The organism is Microcystis sp. M165S2 (assembly GCF_020245885.1).
Lineage (GTDB): Bacteria > Cyanobacteriota > Cyanobacteriia > Cyanobacteriales > Microcystaceae > Microcystis.
Genome location: NZ_JADBTZ010000040.1, coordinates 11,609 through 30,998, shown reverse-complemented (window position 1 = coordinate 30,998; position 19,390 = coordinate 11,609). Strand labels below are relative to the sequence as shown.

Annotated in this window: 3 protein-coding genes; all 3 read left to right on the top strand. The window is 39.0% G+C overall.

Annotated elements, in window-relative coordinates; genetic code table 11:
* Nucleotides 1-63: 63 nt before the first annotated feature.
* Entirely contained in the window at nucleotides 64-10,521 is a 10,458-nt protein-coding gene (locus tag IM479_RS02185) for a non-ribosomal peptide synthetase/type I polyketide synthase (RefSeq protein ID WP_287686857.1), read from the top strand.
* Between the two features lie 31 nt (nucleotides 10,522-10,552).
* On the top strand, nucleotides 10,553-11,308 hold the full coding sequence (locus IM479_RS02180; protein ID WP_286824305.1) for an aspartate/glutamate racemase family protein: 756 nt from the start codon (nucleotides 10,553-10,555) through the stop codon (nucleotides 11,306-11,308).
* Nucleotides 11,309-11,439: 131 nt separating this feature from the next.
* Nucleotides 11,440-19,335, top strand: a complete 7,896-nt coding sequence (locus IM479_RS02175; protein ID WP_287686855.1) for a type I polyketide synthase — start codon at nucleotides 11,440-11,442, stop codon at nucleotides 19,333-19,335.
* The last annotated feature ends 55 nt before the right edge of the window (nucleotides 19,336-19,390 follow it).

Genomic DNA, 19,390 nt, shown 5'->3' with positions numbered 1-19,390 from the left:
TGATAGCAGCATCTTAATTTATGTTTAACGGCGGATAAACTTAGAAATTATAGAGAATGGGGCATGGTTGAGAGTATAGATTACAAAAAATTAATGGCAACGACCTTAAGTAAAATGGAGGTAATGCAGGCTCGTATCAATGAATTAGAGACGAGACAAAGTGAATCCATTGCGGTGGTCGGAATGGCCTGTCGTTTTCCGGGAGGTATCAATTCCCCAGAAAAGTATTGGAGTTTTTGTCAAGCTGGACTTGATGCGATAGTAGAAGTTCCTAAAAGCCGTTGGGATATATCAAAACTGTATTCTCAAGAACCAACTTTAGGAAAAATGAACACCGCTTATGGGGGATTTCTTCAAGAGAATATCACAGAATTTGATGCCCGTTTCTTTTCGATCTCAGCAAGAGAAGCCGCCTCCATGGATCCTCAACAAAGGTTACTCTTAGAAGTTGCTTGGGAAGCCTTAGAAAATGCCAATTTACCTCTGAAAAATTTAGCCGATAATAAAGTAGGGGTATTTGTGGGGATTACTAGCATTGACCATGCCCTGAAGGTTTACGGCACAAACTATGATCAAATTGACTCTTTTTTTGGCACCGGCAATGCTCTAAGCGCAGCCGCTGGCAGGCTATCTTATTTTCTCAATCTTCACGGTCCTTGTCTCTCGATTGATGCAGCCTGTGCCTCCTCATTAGTAGCCGTCCATCAGGGGATTCGTAGCCTGAGAAATCGTGAATGTGAACTCGCTTTAGTGGGTGGGGTAAACCTCATTTTAGAACCCGCAATTACGATTACTCTTTCTCAGTCGGGAATGATGTCCCCCGATGGGCGTTGCAAGACTTTCGATGCCTCTGCAAATGGATATGTGCGAGGGGAAGGCTGTGGGGTTTTAATTTTAAAAACTTTATCAGAAGCCCAGAAAAACGGGGATCAAATTCTTGCCCTGTTGCGAGGTTCGGCAGTGAATCATAATGGCGCTGCTGCAGGTTTAACCGTACCCAGTGGACCCGCCCAGCAAGAATTGCTCCGTCAAGCTCTAGCTGATGCCAGAATAGTCCCTGAAGATGTCAGCTACATAGAAGCTCATGGCACAGGTACTTCTTTAGGAGATCCCATCGAATTGAATGCCATTGCCTCAGTTTATGGAAAGCGCTCCGACCCTCTTTATGTCGCCTCAGTGAAAACCAATATCGGCCACCTTGAAGCCGCTGCTGGCATGGCGGGAATAATTAAAACAATTCTGATTCTTCAACAGGGTAAAATCCCTCCCCATCTTCATTTCCAAAGCCCTAATCCTCTGGTTGATTGGGAAGACCATCCTATTAAAATTCCTACTCAAAATATACCTTGGCCGAATAACAATAAAGTACCCATAGCTGGGGTAAGTTCTTTCGGGTTTTCCGGCACAAATGCCCATGTCATTGTTCAACAAGCACCCGTCAGCAAAATCTCAGAAATTCAACAACAAATTCCTAGTCATCTCTTAACTCTTTCAGCCCACAACACAACCGCTTTAAAAGAATTAGCTAAACGTTTTCATACCCTCCTAGAATCTCATCCTGAAATTGGAGATATTTGTTATAGTGCAGCTGTCGGAAGGATAGATTTACCTGAACGTTTAGCCATTGTTGGCGATACTTGTCCAGAATTACAACAAAGATTAGCCGCTTTTGCTGAAGAAAACCCACTTGATGATTTGACTTTTTATCAACGTTTTACATCAGAAAAATCCCCTAAAATTGTTTTTCTTTTTACAGGGCAAGGGGCTTGTTATCCCGGCATGGGGCATCAACTCTATCAAACTCAGCCAACATTTCGTCAATATATTGATCAATGTGCCGAAATATTAGCGAAGTATTTAGACCATCCTTTAACTGAAATATTATTTGGTGAACAGACCGATTTACTCAATCAAACCGCTTACGCTCAACCGGCTATATTCGCCCTAGAATATTCCCTAACAATGCTATGGAAATCTTGGGGAATTACCCCCAGTTTACTGATTGGCCATAGTGTGGGAGAATATGTAGCAGCTTGTATCGCAGGAGTATTTAGCTTAGAAGCTGGACTCGCCTTAATTGTCAAACGGGGGCAATTAATGCAAACCACAACCTCCGGGAAAATGGCTTCAATTTTTGCTGATGAAGAGACAGTAAGTTCCCTAATTAAAAATTATAATGAAACGGTTTCAATAGCTGCCATTAATCACCCTCAACAGATTGTTATTGCTGGAGAAAGTGCCTGCCTTGAGGAAGTTATTAGCACCTGCAAAAAGCAAAAAATTCCCGCCCAATATCTCCCCGTTACTCAGGCTTTTCATTCCCCTTTAATGGAGCCAATTTTAAAAGAATTTGAAAAAGAGGCTCGTCAAATTTCTTATCAACGACCCCAAATTCTCTTACTTTCAGGACTTGATGGAGAGGTTTTAGAAAATGCACCAGATGCCACTTATTGGAGCAAACAATGCCGAGAACCAGTAAGATTTTTGTCGAGTTTGATAACCGCTTTCAACAAGGGATATAACCTATTTTTAGAAGTGGGACCAAGACCAATACTGGCAGAACAAGGTCGTCGTTATAAAGATGAGGTCATCTGGTTAAGTTCTCTCAATCGTGGCTTAGATAACTGGCATACAATTCTTTCAGCCTTGGGACAACTCTACCTCAATGGCCTGCCTTTCAACCCAGAACAATTCAATCAGAATTATGGCTATAAAAAAGTCAGATTGCCGAACTATCCCTTTCAAAGAAAACCTTTCCAATTTCAGCCTAATCCTCGAACAGAAAATCAGAGCATTGACAAAATATTCCTAGACTCACAAACTTCTAACCTTACCGAAACCACAGTTTTTAATATGCAAAAGCATCAACAGGAAATCCGTAATCAATTAAAATCAATTCTGGCTTTACTTCTGAAAGAAGATGAGAACGATCTGCCGGAGGATGAGACATTACTAAACTTAGGAGCAGACTCAATTATCTTGACTGACTTTTCTCGCAAAATTGAAGAAAAATTTCAAGTCAAAGTGAAAATAGATCAACTCTTTACCGATTTACAAACTCTTGTTGATATCTCCGAATACCTCGGCCAATTTGTAAAAGAAAAACCCTTAGAAAATACTTCAGAAATAACAACTAAAGTTATCGATGACGAGACAGAATTAAGCAATTATCTGCAAGTCATTAATCAATTGCAACCCATCGCTACAGCCTATATCATCAAGGCTTTAGAGTCCTTAGGGAAAAAACTTAATCAGGGGGAACAATGGACAATAGAAACCCTAAGACAAACCTTACCTATTGCTCCTAAATATCACATTTTGCTCAATCGTTATTTGCAGGATTTAGAGCAAGCTAATATTCTTCAAAATCAAGGGAATGTTTGGACTGTCAAAAACTTGCCTGAGTATTTTTCCTTACCCCAAGCCCTACAAAAGCTAGAAAAAATTTGTCCGTCTGCAAAACCTGAATTAGAAATGTTGCAACGCTGCGGCGAAAATTTAGCAGAAGTTCTTAAGGGAAATACAGATCCCTTGACATTAATTTTCCCAGAAGGTTCCGTTGCTCATGCAGAAAGTATCTATGGCAACTCTCCCGTATCTCGATTGATGAATCAACGAGTTGCCCAAGCTATTAACCAGATTTTAAAGAACTTTTCTAATAGTGATCGCCCCTATCGAATTCTCGAAATAGGAGGAGGAACTGGTGCCACTTCAGAAGCAATTCTTAACCACTTAAACCTCGATCATGTCACTTATTCTTTTAGCGAAGTTTCTCCCTTCTTACTGCATCAAGCTAGGCAAAAATTTCAGAAAAAATATAACCTAAACTTTCATCAACTAGACATTGAAAAGTCCCCCATTTCTCAGGGGATACCTGCCCATACTTATCATATTGTTGTGGCCGCTAACGTCCTTCATGCAACCCGAAATATTACAGAAACTCTAACCCATATTCGGGAACTTCTGCGCCCCGGCGGTTACTTAGTTCTCCTCGAAACCGTAGAAAATAACTCATGGCTGAATTTAACCTTTGGATTAACCCCCGGATGGTGGCGCTTTCAGGATCAACAATTACGCTCAGATACTCCCTTATTAAGGGGTGAAAATTGGTGTTCCGTTTTAAAAAGTTGTGGTTTTGCTACGGCGAATAGTTTCTCTAAACAAAACAATATTCCCATTAACAATGGACAAGAATTAATTCTTGCTTGTGTGCCAGATGAACCCCTCTCAATTCCTGCAATGCCTAAGCTCACTGTCTCTGGTGAAAGCTCTGGTAAAGAAGCCTTAATGATGGCTCAATTACAATCTTTAAAAGACCTAAAAGACCTCCATGAAAAAACCATTATCAAGCAATTAGAAGTTCTTCAAACTGCCCCCGTCTCCCCCAGTATAGCCCCCGAAATATTAACGAATCAGACTCAAATCATTCCTGCCCAAAGCTCTAAAATAGAAACTTACCCGCCGGTTTCTCAAGAGAAGCCCAAATCTCCTGAGAAACCTAGTTCTCCCAATTTAAACCCCTTAGCCTTAAAGCTCACTGAGAACAAATCCTTAACCGAACAACAACAAGCCTTTATTCAAAATTTACAGGGTATTTATAACCAGAAAACCGCCAAATCAAAAGCCTATTCACAAAATAGCCGTAAGACAATGGTAGATGTTAAACCGACCATTGACTTCCGCATGGCCTTAAAAGAATTTCAATATCCCATTGTTTCAGAATCCGCTCAAGGGGCTTATTTTAAGGACATTGATGGCAATAATTACATTGACTTAGCCATGGGGTTTGGGGTTAACTTTTTTGGGCATAGTCCTGATTTTGTCATTGAAGCGGTTCAAGAACAAATAAATCGAGGAATAGGTTTAGGAATGCAGTCAAATCTGGCCGCCGAAACCGCCGCTTTAATTAGTGAAATGGGCCGAGTCGAAAGAGTCGCTTTTAGTAATACGGGAACCGAGGCGATTATGGCGGCTGTTCGCATTGCTCGCTCCCGTACAAAACGTCAAAAAATCGTTATGTTTGCCGGCTCCTATCATGGAACTTTTGACGGCATCTTAGCACGAGTAGGAGAAGATAAAACCACTGCTCAACCTTTAAGTCTAGGCACCCCTTTAGGAATGGTTGAAGACGTAATAGTCTTGAGTTATGGAGTTGAAGAAAGCCTCGATATTATTGCTACTCATGCTGATGATTTAGCCGCCGTATTAGTCGAACCAGTTCAAAGTCGCAAACCCGATTTACAGCCTCAAGAATTTCTGCAAAAACTACGACAAATAACCCACAAAAAAGGAATCACACTCATTTTTGATGAAATTATTACCGGCTTTCGGATTGCTCCGGGAGGAGCGCAAGAATGGTTCAATGTTGAAGCCGATATAGTCATTTATGGTAAGGCCATTGGAGGAGGTTTACCAATTAGTATGATCTGCGGTAAAGCAGATTTCTTAGATACCGTTGACGGCGGTTTCTGGCAATACGGAGATGACTCTCATCCCCAAACCGAGTTAACCGCTTTTGGGGGAACTTTTTGTCGTCATCCTTTAGCCCTTGCTGCTTGTCGTGCTGTGCTGTTACATCTTCGGGAAAACAGTACAACGATTCAAGAAAAAGTGAATCAATTAACTCATCGATTAGCCACCGAAGTCAATCAGTTTTTTCAAGAAATAGGCATTCCGATTCGGGTTGTTAATTTTGGCTCTTTATTCCGCTTTGAACCTTTTGGAGCTTATAGTATCTTCTTACAACCCATCGAATTACCCCTCTTTTATTATCTATTAAATCTCAAAGGGATCTACACATGGGAAAAACGAGTTTGTTTTCTCTCCACCTGCCATACTAATGAAGATATAGACAAAGTTATAGTAGCTGTCAAAGAAGCGATTACGGAATTGCAGCAAGCCGGTTTTTTTGCTAATGCTAAACGCCCCCAAGTCAAGAAAGAAGAAAAAAAGCCGCTCTCTGAAGATGAAGATGGTAGGGGACATTTACCATCTTTAAATCAATCCTTTCCCACCAGTGAAGCTCAACGTCAGCTTTGGTTATTAGCTGAATTAGACCGTAATGCTTCAGCATCCTATAACGTCACAACATCCCTAGAATTACGAGGTTCTTTAGATGTTTACATTTTAGAAAAAACGATTAATCAAGTTATTAATCGCCATGAAGCTTTGCGAACCCAAATTATAGAACAAGGAGAATTACAGGAAGTTGTCAATGAAGTTAACATTAAATTAAAACTAATTGATTTGAAGGATGAAGATAATCCCGAAGCGACGGCCTTAGCGTTACGATCTCAGTTTTCCCAAAAACCCTTTGACTTGTCGATTGCCCCCTTATTTGCTGTGATTTTAATGCGCTTAAAACCGGACCATTATCTGCTATCTTTAAAAACTCATCATATTGTGGCAGATGGTTGGTCACTAGGATTAATTTTGCAGGAAATTGGTCAATTTTATTCATCCTCAAATAACACAACTAAAGAGGTTCTCAAACCACCGATGCAGTTTCGGCAATATTTAACTTTGCGAGCGCAAGAGACGCAAAGTCCACAAATGTTAGAGCATCGGGATTTTTGGTTGAAAACCTATCAAGAACATCTGCCAACCTTTGAGCTTCCCACCGACTTTCCCCGTCCCGCCGTTAAAACCTACACTGGTGGACAAGAAAGTCAAGTCATTCCTTCTGAAGTTGGGCAAAATTTGCAGAAAGTAGGACGCAAAAATAAAGCTACATTATTTATGACGATGTTCGCCGCTTATACTGCTTTTTTGCGTCGAATTTCTGGCCATAAAGATTTAGTCATTGGTATTCCTATTTCTGGGCGACAAATAGAAGGCAGTGACAACTTAGTAGGCTTTTGTTCTCAATTTTTACCCCTGCGGATACAAGTCGATGCTACCACCTCTTTTATTGAACATTTACAACATACTAAACAAACCCTGATAGACGCTTTTCGCCATCAGAGTTATACTTTAGAGGATTTATTAGCAGCTTTACAATTACCTAGAGATTTTTCTCGTTCCCCTCTCATTTCGGTATCTTTTAACATGGATCCTAGTTTAACTCTGCCTGAGTTTAAAGACTTAAAAGTATCCTTGCCACCGGAACCGATTGGTTACACCCCTTTTGATCTAGGATTTAACTTAATTGAACTTAATGATAACCTCATTATTTACTGCAATTACAATACAGAACTCTTTAAAAAAGAGACAATTAAACAATTTATTGAAAGCTTTGAAATTTTGCTGAGGGGAATCATTGACGATGCTAATAATCTTCTTTATCAGTTACCTTTATTAACCTCAGTCCAACAAGAGCAGTTACTCAGACAATTAACAGGAAAAACTCGCAAACTCCCTGAAAAATCCACCATCATTGATGACTTTGTAGCTCAAGTTAAATTAACCCCTAATGCTCCCGCCTTAATTGCGGGAAAAATTAGCCTTAGCTATCAAGAATTAAATGAAAAAGTCAATCGTCTTACTCATTATTTACAGCAGGAATATCAGCTAGGTGTAGGAAAAGTGATTGGGGTGATGCTCCAGCGTGATCACAACTTAATCATCGGGATTCTGGCTACCTTTAAAACTGGAGCGACTTACGTTCCTATAGACTCTCAATATCCTAACAGTCGCATTGAGTTTATTTTAAAAGATAGTGGCTGTCATGTTTGCCTAACGGAGAGTAATTTTATCTCTAAGTTACCTGAAAAAATAGAGAAAATTTGCTTAGATAAAATCGATCCTATTGTTGAAAAATATGACAAAAATGAGCCTAAAATATTCCGCAACTCTAGCCAAACCGCCTATATTTTCTACACTTCAGGCTCAACTGGTAATCCTAAAGGAGTCATGGGCCGTCACATCTCAATTTTGAATGTTATTCAAAGCTTACGACTTACCTTTGATTTAGATAAACATCCTGAATGGCGCTATATTTTCACAGCTGCTGTTACTCATGATCCATCTATTCGTAATATTTTTCTCCCCTTAACCATAGGTGCATCCCTATATATGTACGAAATAAAATATATAGGACATTTGGTTTCTTTCTTACAGGAAAATCAAATTAATGCCCTACACACCACCCCATCTATCTATCGAGAAATCTTCGGGCTACTTGAACCAGAAGAAACTATTTCCAGCTTAAAATATATCTCGGTAGGAGGGGAAAAATTAGATCGGGAAACTGCCTTAGCTTTACGGAAACGTTTTCCAGCAGAAATTGTTAGCAATGTCTACGGATCTACAGAAACTTGTGTAGGAGTATCCCAGTATGAAATCACGGAAAACTTAGACAGCGAAATCCCCCTCGGTCAAGTTTTCCATAACAATCGCTTAGGGGTTCTTGATGAATTTAATAATCCCGTTCCCCTCCATGTAATCGGCGAAATTTGTGTAGAAGGTGCCGCCCTAGCATCGGGTTATCATAACCAACCCGAAATGACTCAAGAAAAATTTAAACCTAGCTTTCTTGATGAGACAAAAACTCTCTTTAGAACCGGCGATTTAGGCAAGCAAACTGCTCCCGGTATCATTGAGTTTATAGGACGAAAAGATAATCAAGTTAAGGTCAATGGTTATCGAATTGATCCCGGAGAAATTGAATATCAATTGACTCGTTATGCTCCCATTGAAAGAGCGATTGTTTTACCCGTTCAAGTGAATAATCAAACTCAATTATCTGCTTACTGTCAAACAGACAAAATTCTGGAAATTGCTGAGATTCGAGAATTTCTTGCCAAATTTTTACCAGTTTATATGATTCCGAGTTACTTTATTTTTTTAAAGCAATTCCCCTTAACTCGACATGGGAAACTTGACCTGCACTCCCTGAGAGAACTCAGAGAAACCGATAAATCTCTGGTTAATTCTAATTATGTTGCACCCCGGAATTATTTAGAATCCAATCTCGTTAGCATCTGGGAAAAAATTCTCTCTAAATATCCTATCGGTATTTTTGATAACTTCTTTGAAATTGGCGGTCATTCTCTACTCTTATCAAGGGTTGTAACCCGGGTTCATAAAGAACTAAATGTATCCGTAAAATTGGCTGACTTCTTTAAAGTTCCAACCATTGCTGGATTGGCGACTTTAATCTCCCAGACTCAATACAATTATCAAGAACCCATTGCGGCAATTCCCCCCCAAAAATCCTATCCGATGTCTCATGGTCAGCGTCGTCTTTGGGCTTTAGAATTTCTAGATCACAATCATAATGCTTACGGAATGCCCAGTGCTTATCAATTCAAGGGCAATCTTAATATTGATGCTTTTGAAAATGCCTTTCAACAGTTAATTCAACGCCATGAAATTTTGCGGACAACCTTTACTTTAATCAATAATCAACCCCGTCAAGTTGTCCATAATCAAATGAACTTTGTCATTAAACAAATAGACCTGACAGCTTATGTTAGGACAGAACAAGAAAACTTGATCGAAGAAGCGATTGCCCATAATGCCAAAACGACTTTTGATTTAGAAGTCGGACCGTTACTTAAAGTTAACTTACTTAAACTAAGCCAAGAGAATTACATCGTCTTGTTTAATATGCACCATATCATTTCTGATGGTTGGTCAGCAGGGGTTTTAATTAAAGATTTCCTCACCCATTATCACGCCTATGGACAAGAAAATTACCAATTAATGCCCCCTCTCAGAATTCATTATAAAGACTATACTTCTTGGCAAGAAAGTCAATTAGAAACCTCGAAACTTCAAGGTCAACGGGATTACTGGTTAGCTAAATTAACTCCTGTCCCTGTGCGTCTTAACTTACCTGTTGATTATCCGCGCCCACCTGTTAAAAGTTTTCAAGGAAATACAATTACATGGCAACCTGAACCCGAATTGATCGATACTTTTGAGAAGTTAATTAAAGCACAAGAAGCCAGTTTATTTATGGGTTTAGTTAGTTTGGTTAAGAGTTTTCTATTCCGTTATACTGAGCAAAATGAAATTACAATAGGCTCTGCTATCGCCGGCAGAAATCATCCTGATTTAGAAGATCAAATCGGATTTTATGTTAACACTCTAGTCCTGCGGGATCAGATAGCAGATCACGACAGTTTTACGGATGTCCTTAGCAAAGTAAAAACAACCACTTTAGAGGCTTATGATAATCAAGACTATCCCTTTGATCAGATCGTATCTGATTTGAATTTACAACGAGATCCTAGCCGGAATGCTCTCTTTGATGTTGCAATTGTCCTGCAAAATAATCAAAATGTAGATCTCGCCTTGAACGGAATTACAGTTAACTCCATTGACCCAAAAATGATTACCGCTAAATTTGATTTAGAATTTATCTTTGTTGAGGAAGAAGAACTTTATCTCAAGCTAATCTACAACACAGATATATTTATCCATGAGCGAATTTTATTGATCATAGATTTGTTAAAAAATTGGCTAGAGCAAGTTTTAAAATTTGCCCATGAACCTTTGATAAACTTATCCTTAGCTTCCTCAGAAAATCTGATTCAAGAGGAGCAGGATCTGTTCGCAGAAGACTTTAATTTTTAGTCAACAGCAATTATACGAGCAGGAGATTTTAATGAAGACAAAACTACCGATTCTTGGCATTTTAGGGGGTATGGGACCAGTGGTAACCGCCGAATTTCTTAAGTCGATTTATGAATATAACCCTTTTATTGATAAGGAACAAGAAGCCCCTAATGTCATCGTTTTTTCTCTTCCCTCTGCACCTGATCGCACAGGTTCTATTGATAGTGGAAAAGAAAGAGAATTTATTGATTTTATCCAAGTCAATTTGGAACATCTCAATAAACTGGCTGATTGCATAGTCATTGGCTGTTGTACGGCTCATTATGCTCTACCTCAGATTCCCGAAAATCTGACGGATAAACTTATTTCCTTAATTAAAATAGCGGATCAAGAACTCCAAGAATATAATGAACCTACCCTTTTACTTGCTAGTACAGGGACTTACCAGAAAAAATTATTTCATGAAGGCTGCACCACCGCAGATCTGATTATTTCTCTCTCAGAAAGTGATCAAAAGTTGATTCATGAAATGATCTATAAAGTGCTAAAAAGAGGACACGATCCGTTAAGTATTCTTAGGGATATAGAAGCATTATTAGAGAAATATAACACTCGCTCCTATATTTCTGGGTGTACCGAATTTCATCTCTTAACAAAATCTCTCAAACTCAAAGGAATTGACTCCATTAAAGCGATCGATCCTTTAAGTACCATCGCTCAAAACTTTTCTCAGTTAATCATCAAACAAGCTCAGGTAGATCTAGTGACCGACTGCCATCAACCTTCAAACCCAAAAAGCCCTTGACCATCGCACCCCTAGGAGGTACAATTCAAACTTGAATTGGCCACTTCTGACTTTTAACTTGCGCGTAGCGATATACTGATTCATAGGGTTTTCGAGATTGGTTCTATTTTTGATAAAGAGGTGGAAAAAAAATGTCTAAGCATTCAATCAGTTTTGGAGGACAATTGGAAGATAATTGGCGGACTCTGTCAGAAGTCTTAGAAAGTGCCACTAAACATAATAATCATGGAATTACTTATATTAAAAATGACGCAACTGAATATTTTCAGAGTTATCAAGACTTATATCAAGATGCTCTGGTTATTTTAAATGGACTGGAACAAAAAGGAATAAAATTAGGGCATAAAGTCATTCTACAAATTGCCAAAAATCAAGACTTTATTCCCGCACTCTGGGCTTGTTTTTTAGGGGGAATTATTCCAGTTCCTTTGACCGTTGCTCCTAGCTATGATCTGGAAAATTCTGCCGTCAAAAAACTAGAGAATGTTTGGAAAATTTTAGACAATCCTTTGATATTATCCGACAGTGAACTAATTACTGAAATTGAAAAATTAGGAACTTACTCTCATCTAGAAGGGTGGCAAGTTATCTCGGTTAATGAACTCAGAAAAGCCCCCTCTAAAGTCCATCAATTACCGATTATTGATCCACAAGATACGGCCTTATTACTCTTTACTTCGGGTAGTACAGGTATGCCCAAGGGAGTAATATTAACTCATCATAATATTCTGTCCATGACTGCTGGTACAGTGGCAATGAACCACTTTACCCAACAAGAAGTTACCCTTAATTGGATGCCCTTAGATCATGTAGGAGCTATCGTATTTTTAGGAATTATGGCGGTAGATTTGGCTTGTCATCAAATTCATGTTCCGATGGAATTAGTCCTACGCCAACCTCTCCAATGGTTAGACCTCATTCAAAAGCATCAAGTAAGCATTTCTTGGTCCCCTAACTTTGCATTTTCCTTAATTAATCAACAGGCCGAAGAACTTAAGCACGCCTCTTATAACCTCTCCTCAATGAAATTTTTAGTGAATGCTGGCGAGCAAGTTTCAGTAAAAACGATTCGCCTATTCTTAGAAATTCTTGAAAAACATCAACTACGGGAGAGAGCGATTAAACCAGCTTTTGGCATGACTGAATCCTGTTCTGGGATTACTTGGTCAGCCGGTTTAAGTAAAAATGAACTCACCGAAGAAAATAGTTTTGTCTCTCTAGGAAAGCCGATTCCTGGAGCAACTATCCGGATAGTCGATCAGGAAAATAATCCTTTACCTGAAAGAGAAATTGGAAAGCTTCAAATTCAAGGTAATTCTGTTACTAAAGGATATTACAATAATACTGAACTCAACCTGGAAGTTTTTCAAGAAGGGTGGTTTACTACGGGAGATTTGGGGTATTTATTTAATGGGGAACTCTTTATTACTGGGCGAGAAAAACAAGAAATTATAATTAATGGTGTTAATTACTTTGCCCATGAACTTGAAACAACAATCGAAGAATTAGAAGGGGTTAAAGTATCTTATACAGCCGCCTTTGCTGTCTTTGATCAAAGTCGAGAAACTGATTTATTAATTATTACTTTTAGCCCAGAATCTGATCAATTTGAACACTGGATAAAAGTTGTTAGAAAAATTCGCAGTCATTTGACCCAAAAATTCGGGATTGCTCCAGCTTATGTCATTCCCTTAGAAAGGAATTTAGTTCCTAAAACCTCTATTGGCAAGGTTCAAAAATCTAAATTAAAAAAGGATTTTGAACAGGGATTATTTACCAGCCTTATCCAAGGAATAGATCAATATTTAGCAAAAGAGCGCCAGAAAAATCAAACCTTACCTCAATCAGAAAATGAACGTCAAATAGCAGCAGTTTGGAGTGAAGTTTTACAGTTAACCTCAGTTGGTTTGGAGGATAACTTCTTTGAACTAGGGGGACATTCTATACACTTAATCCGAGTTCAAAATGAACTTGAAAAACTTTTTAACCGTCAGCTATCCCTTGCTGAAATGTTTAAAAATCCTACCGTTGCCACCCTAGCCCGTTTCTTAAGCGAAGAATCAAATACCACTCAAGTTATAGCACAAAAAAGCCGTCAACGTGCCGAAAATCGGATCCGTCGCCATAATGAAACCCATGACATTGCAATTATTGGTATGGCGGGGCAATTCCCTGGGGCTAAAAATTTAACAACCTTCTGGGAAAATTTAAAAAATGGAATCGAAACTATCTCTTTCTTTTCGGAAGAAGAATTACGAGAGTCGGGAGTGTCTCCGGAACTCTTTAATCAGCCTAATTATGTTAGAGCTAGACCAATTCTCGATCAAGTTGAATACTTTGACAGCGAATTTTTTGGCTATACAGATAGAGAGGCAGAATTACTAGACCCTCAGCAACGTTTACTTCTTGAATGTAGTTGGGAATGTTTAGAAAACGCTGGTTATAATCCTAGTACTTATCAAGGATCAATTGGTATATTTGCTGGCGCAAGTATGAACACCTATTTGATAAATAATTGTTATCCTAATCGGGGTCAATTAGATAGTAATGACGAGTTACAACCCTTCACACTAGATTCAACGGGAGGGTTTCAAACAATGGTAGCTAATGACAAAGACTATTTAACAACGCGAATTTCTTATAAACTAAACTTACAGGGCCCAAGCGTTAATGTTCAAACTGCTTGCTCTACTGGATTAGTTGTAGTTCATCTCGCTTGTCAGAGTCTAATTAGTGGAGAAAGTGACATGGCTCTAGCTGGAGCTGCTTCAATTAATTCTCCTCAAAAAATTGGTTACTTATATCAAGAAGGACTGATCATGTCTCCTGATGGTCATTGTCGCGCCTTTGATGCTGAAGCAAAAGGGACTATTTTTGGCAGTGGAGTAGGAGTAATTCTGCTCAAAAGATTGTCAGATGCTTTAGCCGATCATGACCATATTTATGCAGTTATTAAAGGCTCTGCTATTAATAATGATGGTGGCCAAAAATTAGGATTTACTGCGCCTGGTGGAGAGGGTCAAATTGCTGCCGCTACGGAAGCCCTAGCCTTTGCCGGTGTTGATGCTAATACAATTAGTTTTGTGGAAGCTCATGGCACAGGAACCCCTCTTGGAGATCCCATTGAAGTTGATGCTTTAGCTAAAGTTTATCAGGGTGCAAATGAGGGAGAATGTGCTTTAGGTTCAGTAAAAACTAATATCGGACATATGCAGATTGCTTCCGGTATTGCTGGTTTAATTAAAGCGACTTTAGCCCTCAAATATAGAGTTATTCCACCTACATTACATTTCCAAAATCCTAACCCTCAAATTAATTTTTCTCAGACTCCTTTTTATATTAATAATGAAGCTATTTCTTGGACTACTAAGCAAGACAAGGACGAAAAATTACCCCGACGGGCAGGGGTAAACTCTTTAGGTATTGGCGGGGTTAATGCTCATGTTATTCTAGAAGAAGCTCCTCCCATTATTCCTCAAGACAATCAGAGCAAACGTCCCTATCATTTGCTCACCCTTTCCGCTCGAACCGAACCGGCTTTAACAGATTTAGTAAGTCGCTACATAGACTTTTTAGAAAGTCAACCTGAAAAGGATATGTCTGATGTAGTATTTACGGCCAATACAGGTCGAGTTCATTTCTCGAATCGTTTAGCCTTAACTGGCTATAAAAACAGTGATTTTATTGAACAATTACGTCAGTTCAAGCAACTAGATTATCAGTCAACTATTCATGGTATAGTTGATGAAAAAAGACCGCCTAAAATTGCCTTTTTATTTACAGGACAAGGTTCTCAATATGCAGGGATGGCTCATCAACTCTATCAGACTCAACCCACCTTTAGAAAAACTTTAGACGCAGGGGAAAACTACTATCAAAAACTAACGGGTAAATCCCTGCTAAACGTCGTATTTGCTGATACAGATGACCCCTTAAACCAAACCGCTTATACCCAACCGGCACTATTTCTGATTGAAGTTGCTCTCGCTCAATTATGGCATTCTTGGGGAATTCAACCAGCCGCCATTTTAGGGCATAGTTTAGGAGAATATTCTGCTGCTTGTTTTGCTGGCGTTTTTGATCTTGAAAGTGGCTTAAAGCTGGTCACCCATCGAGGCAATTTGATGGGGCAGTTACCCCAAAATCAAGGGGAAATGGCCGCTATTTTTCTCGATAAGAACTCAGTTATTGAGCAGTGCCAAAGCCAAGGCATAAAAATCGCTATTGCTGCCATTAATGCGGAACAACATACCGTTATTTCTGGAGAAAAAAGCGTAATTCAAGAACTCTGTAACCATTTCACTAATGCCGGGGTGAAAGTTCGTCAACTCAAAGTTTCCCATGCTTTTCACTCCCCTTTAGTAGAGCCAATGGTTGCAGAATTTAAAACGATTCTTCAAGAGACTTCTTTCAGTCAACCTCAAATTTCTCTGGTCTCTAACCTAACAGGAGAAATTGCTGATGACAGCATTATGACTCCTGAGTATTGGCTTCAACATTTACTAAATACGGTACAATTTCATCAAGGGGCTTTACTCCTACAATCTCTCGGATGTGATACCTTTATTGAAATTGGACCTCAACCTATTCTCTCAGGAATTGTTCAATCATCCCTATCTTCATCTGAACCTCTAACTCTACCCAGTTTACGCTCAGGATTTTCTGATTGGCAAGTTTTATTAGAAAGTCTGGGCAAACTTTATGTTCGCGGTGCAAAGATAGACTGGTTTAGTTTTGATCAAGACTATCATCCTAGACGATGTGCTTTACCTACTTATCCCTTTCAAAAACGTCAACACTGGATTTCTTTAAAAACCCCATCTGCAACTGTTCCATGGGAATCTAATCTGGTCAAAATGTTATCTGAAAAGGACAAAACTACTTTAATGCAAACCCTCTTAGAAACAGGTCATTATTCTGAAGATGAAAAACCAACAATATCCGCCATTGTTCAACAGTTGATTAAACTGTATTATCAAGAAAAAGAGGACTTTAATTTTGCCAAATTACTTTATCAAGTAGCTTGGCTTCCCTGGGATTTAGCCAACGGTAAGCTACAAAATTTGACCCCCCTTAAAACGGATTTAGAGGTTTACTTAGAACCCCAATTACACTCCTCAGAATTGATGGGAGTTTCTCTCGCTTTTTCCGAAATGGAAAAACTGGCAGCTGACTTTGTAGTTAAAGCTCTGAAAGATTTAGAACTCTTTCAAATGAATACCTTTCTTGATCCCGATCAAAGTTTTATTCAAGCTGAACTCAAACAAGAATATAGAGCTTTCTGGAATCATGTTCTAGAAATATTAGCGAAAGTCGGCATTTTAGAAAAGCAAAATACCCTATGGAAAATTATTAAAGAACCCGAACACTCTAATCCTGATTTAGCGGTAGAGGATTTAATCAATCATTATCCTAATGCTCAAATAGAACTCAATCTATTTCGACAAGTTGCCACAAATTTAGCAGCCATTATTACGGGAAAAATATCTCCTTTATCTATCCTATTTTCTCAAGATGGACAAGGAGGAGCCAGCGAGTTTTATAAAAATACATCTTCGGCAAAAATTCTCAATCTGGGTATCTCTAAAACCGTTGAACTTCTACTCTCAAGTTATGCTCCCTCAGCTTCCCTCCGCATTCTCGAAATTGGCGCGGGAACTGGAGCTACAACCCAACAGGTTCTTAAAGCTTGTAAGTCTCGTCAAATTACCTACACATTCACTGATGTTTCCCCCTTCTTTCTAGAGAAAGCTAGAGATAATTTGGCTGAATTTTCTGGACTAGAATACAAAGTCCTCGATATTGAAAAAAGTCCGAAATCCCAAGGGTTTTGCTGTCATTCTTATGACTTGATTATCGCAGCTAATGTCTTACACTCTACCGCCAATTTACAAGAGGAAACCTTGCCTCATATTCAAAGTTTACTACGTCCAGGCGGTCATTTATTACTGTTAGAATTAACTCAGCAATCTTCCTGGATTGATTTAATCTTTGGTCTGACCCAAGGTTGGTGGCGTTTTAGCGATTATCATTTGCGCCCAAATCATCCTATAATTACAGCATCGACTTGGGAATCTATTCTGCTTAAATCGGGGTTTTCTCAGGTAGAATTTGTTTCTCCTGATCAAAAAATAGGTAGTGTTTTATTTCAGCAAAGTATTATTCTGGCTCAAAGTTCCGAAATCTCCCCTAACCTCGCTAAAAACTGGCTAATTTTTACTGATGTTGACCCCCAACAAAATACTTTTCCCTTAGCGATTCAAGAGCAACTACTTAAAAAGTGTGATTCCTGTCGGATAATTTATCAAGGGGAGAAAAATACACAAATATCATCTTCTGAGTCTTGTTTGAATGCTAATCAACTACAACAATTAGAGGAATGGTTTGCGTCAAATCCATCTCCAGATCGAATTATTTATCTTTTGAATAGTGATGCAAAAGATCAACCAGAATCCATTTTATTAAATCGCTGTAACTATCTTTTAAATCTTCTCAAAGCTATTCAAACAATCCCTAATCCCCCTCAATTATTCCTTGTCACTCAGGGGGCCCAACCCTTTGAATTAGAACAGCCTTCTTTAGGGTTTCAGTCTCCTCTTTGGGCAATGGGGCGTGTTATTGCCCTAGAAAATCCGCAATTATGGGGAGGTATGCTGGATCTTGATCCCGACCTTGATATTAATCAAAATATTACCGCATTACTATTAGGATTAACTCATGCTCACGATGAGGATCATTTGGTCTTCCGCAAAGGTCAAGGCTATGTTGCTCGTCTGCTTCCTCTGAAGTCTCTAGAGACAAAAACCGTTAAGATTCAACCTGAGGCTACCTACCTAATTACGGGAGGAATAGGACATCTAGGCTTAGAATTGGCGGAACATTTAGTCAATTTAGGAGCAAAACATCTCATTTTAACGACACGCCGCTCATTACCAGCCCGCTTCCTGTGGGATTCAGCAGCCGAATTAGCCCAAATATCAGAAAAAATCAGAAAATTAGAGGAAAAAGGAGCATCAATCGAAGTGATTTCGGCAGACGTTGGCAATTTTGAGGCTATGCAGGCCATATTTACCCAGATTGAAAAAACCGCTTATCCCTTGCGTGGCATTTTCCATCTTGCCGGAATCTCAGGCCGACAAGCTCAATTAAAAGACTGTACTTTGCAGGATATCGAAGCAGTTTTTCAGGCAAAAGTTAAGGGTTCTTGGAATTTACATCAACTATCTTTGGGTACTCAATTAGACTATTTTGTGCTGTTTTCTTCGGCGGGTGCTATTTGGGGGGCAAAGGAACAAGGCTTATATGATACTGTTAGTCATTGGCTGGATGCTTTGGCTCATTTCCGTCATCTTCAAGGGCTTCCCGCAACGGCTTTAAATTGGGCATTATTGGCGGGTAATGGTATAGTTTCTCAAGACTATGAGGACTGGCTCAAACAGATTGGGATCAGGGAAATTGCTCCAGATATGGCCTTGAGGGTGATGGATGCTATTATGGCTTCTAATCAAACACAAGTTTTAATCGCTGATGTGGATTGGGTTCGTTTCAAAAATATCTATCAATTTAAAGGCGAGAAACCACTCCTAAAAAATTTAGGACTCTCAGAAATTCCCATTAAGTCTGTTCAAGAATCAGACTCTGTACTGGATATTTTAGAGGATATTCCTTTAGGAGAACGTCGGGAATATTTGTTAGAATATGTTAGCAAACAAGTCAGAATTATTTTAGGGATTAAATCTATGCCAGATTCAGAACAAGGATTGATAGAAATGGGGATTGATTCCTTATCCTCTATTGAATTGAAAAATCGTTTAGAGAAAGGATTAGAAGTTCTCTTACCCACTTCTTTAGTCTTTGACTTTCCTAATATTAGACGCTTAGTTGATTATCTGTTTGACCGTATTTTCGGTGAAAAAGTTCAAAAAACAGCCCAGAAGATGATTAACTTCACTGAAGTTCAGCAGGAGATTAGTGAGGATTTAATCTTACAAGAACTTACTGATTTGGAGGCTTTTTTAGGAGATTAAATAATCCTAAGCCTTGAAGTTAGAAAGCTTGAAGTTAAAAAAAATTCAAGGCATT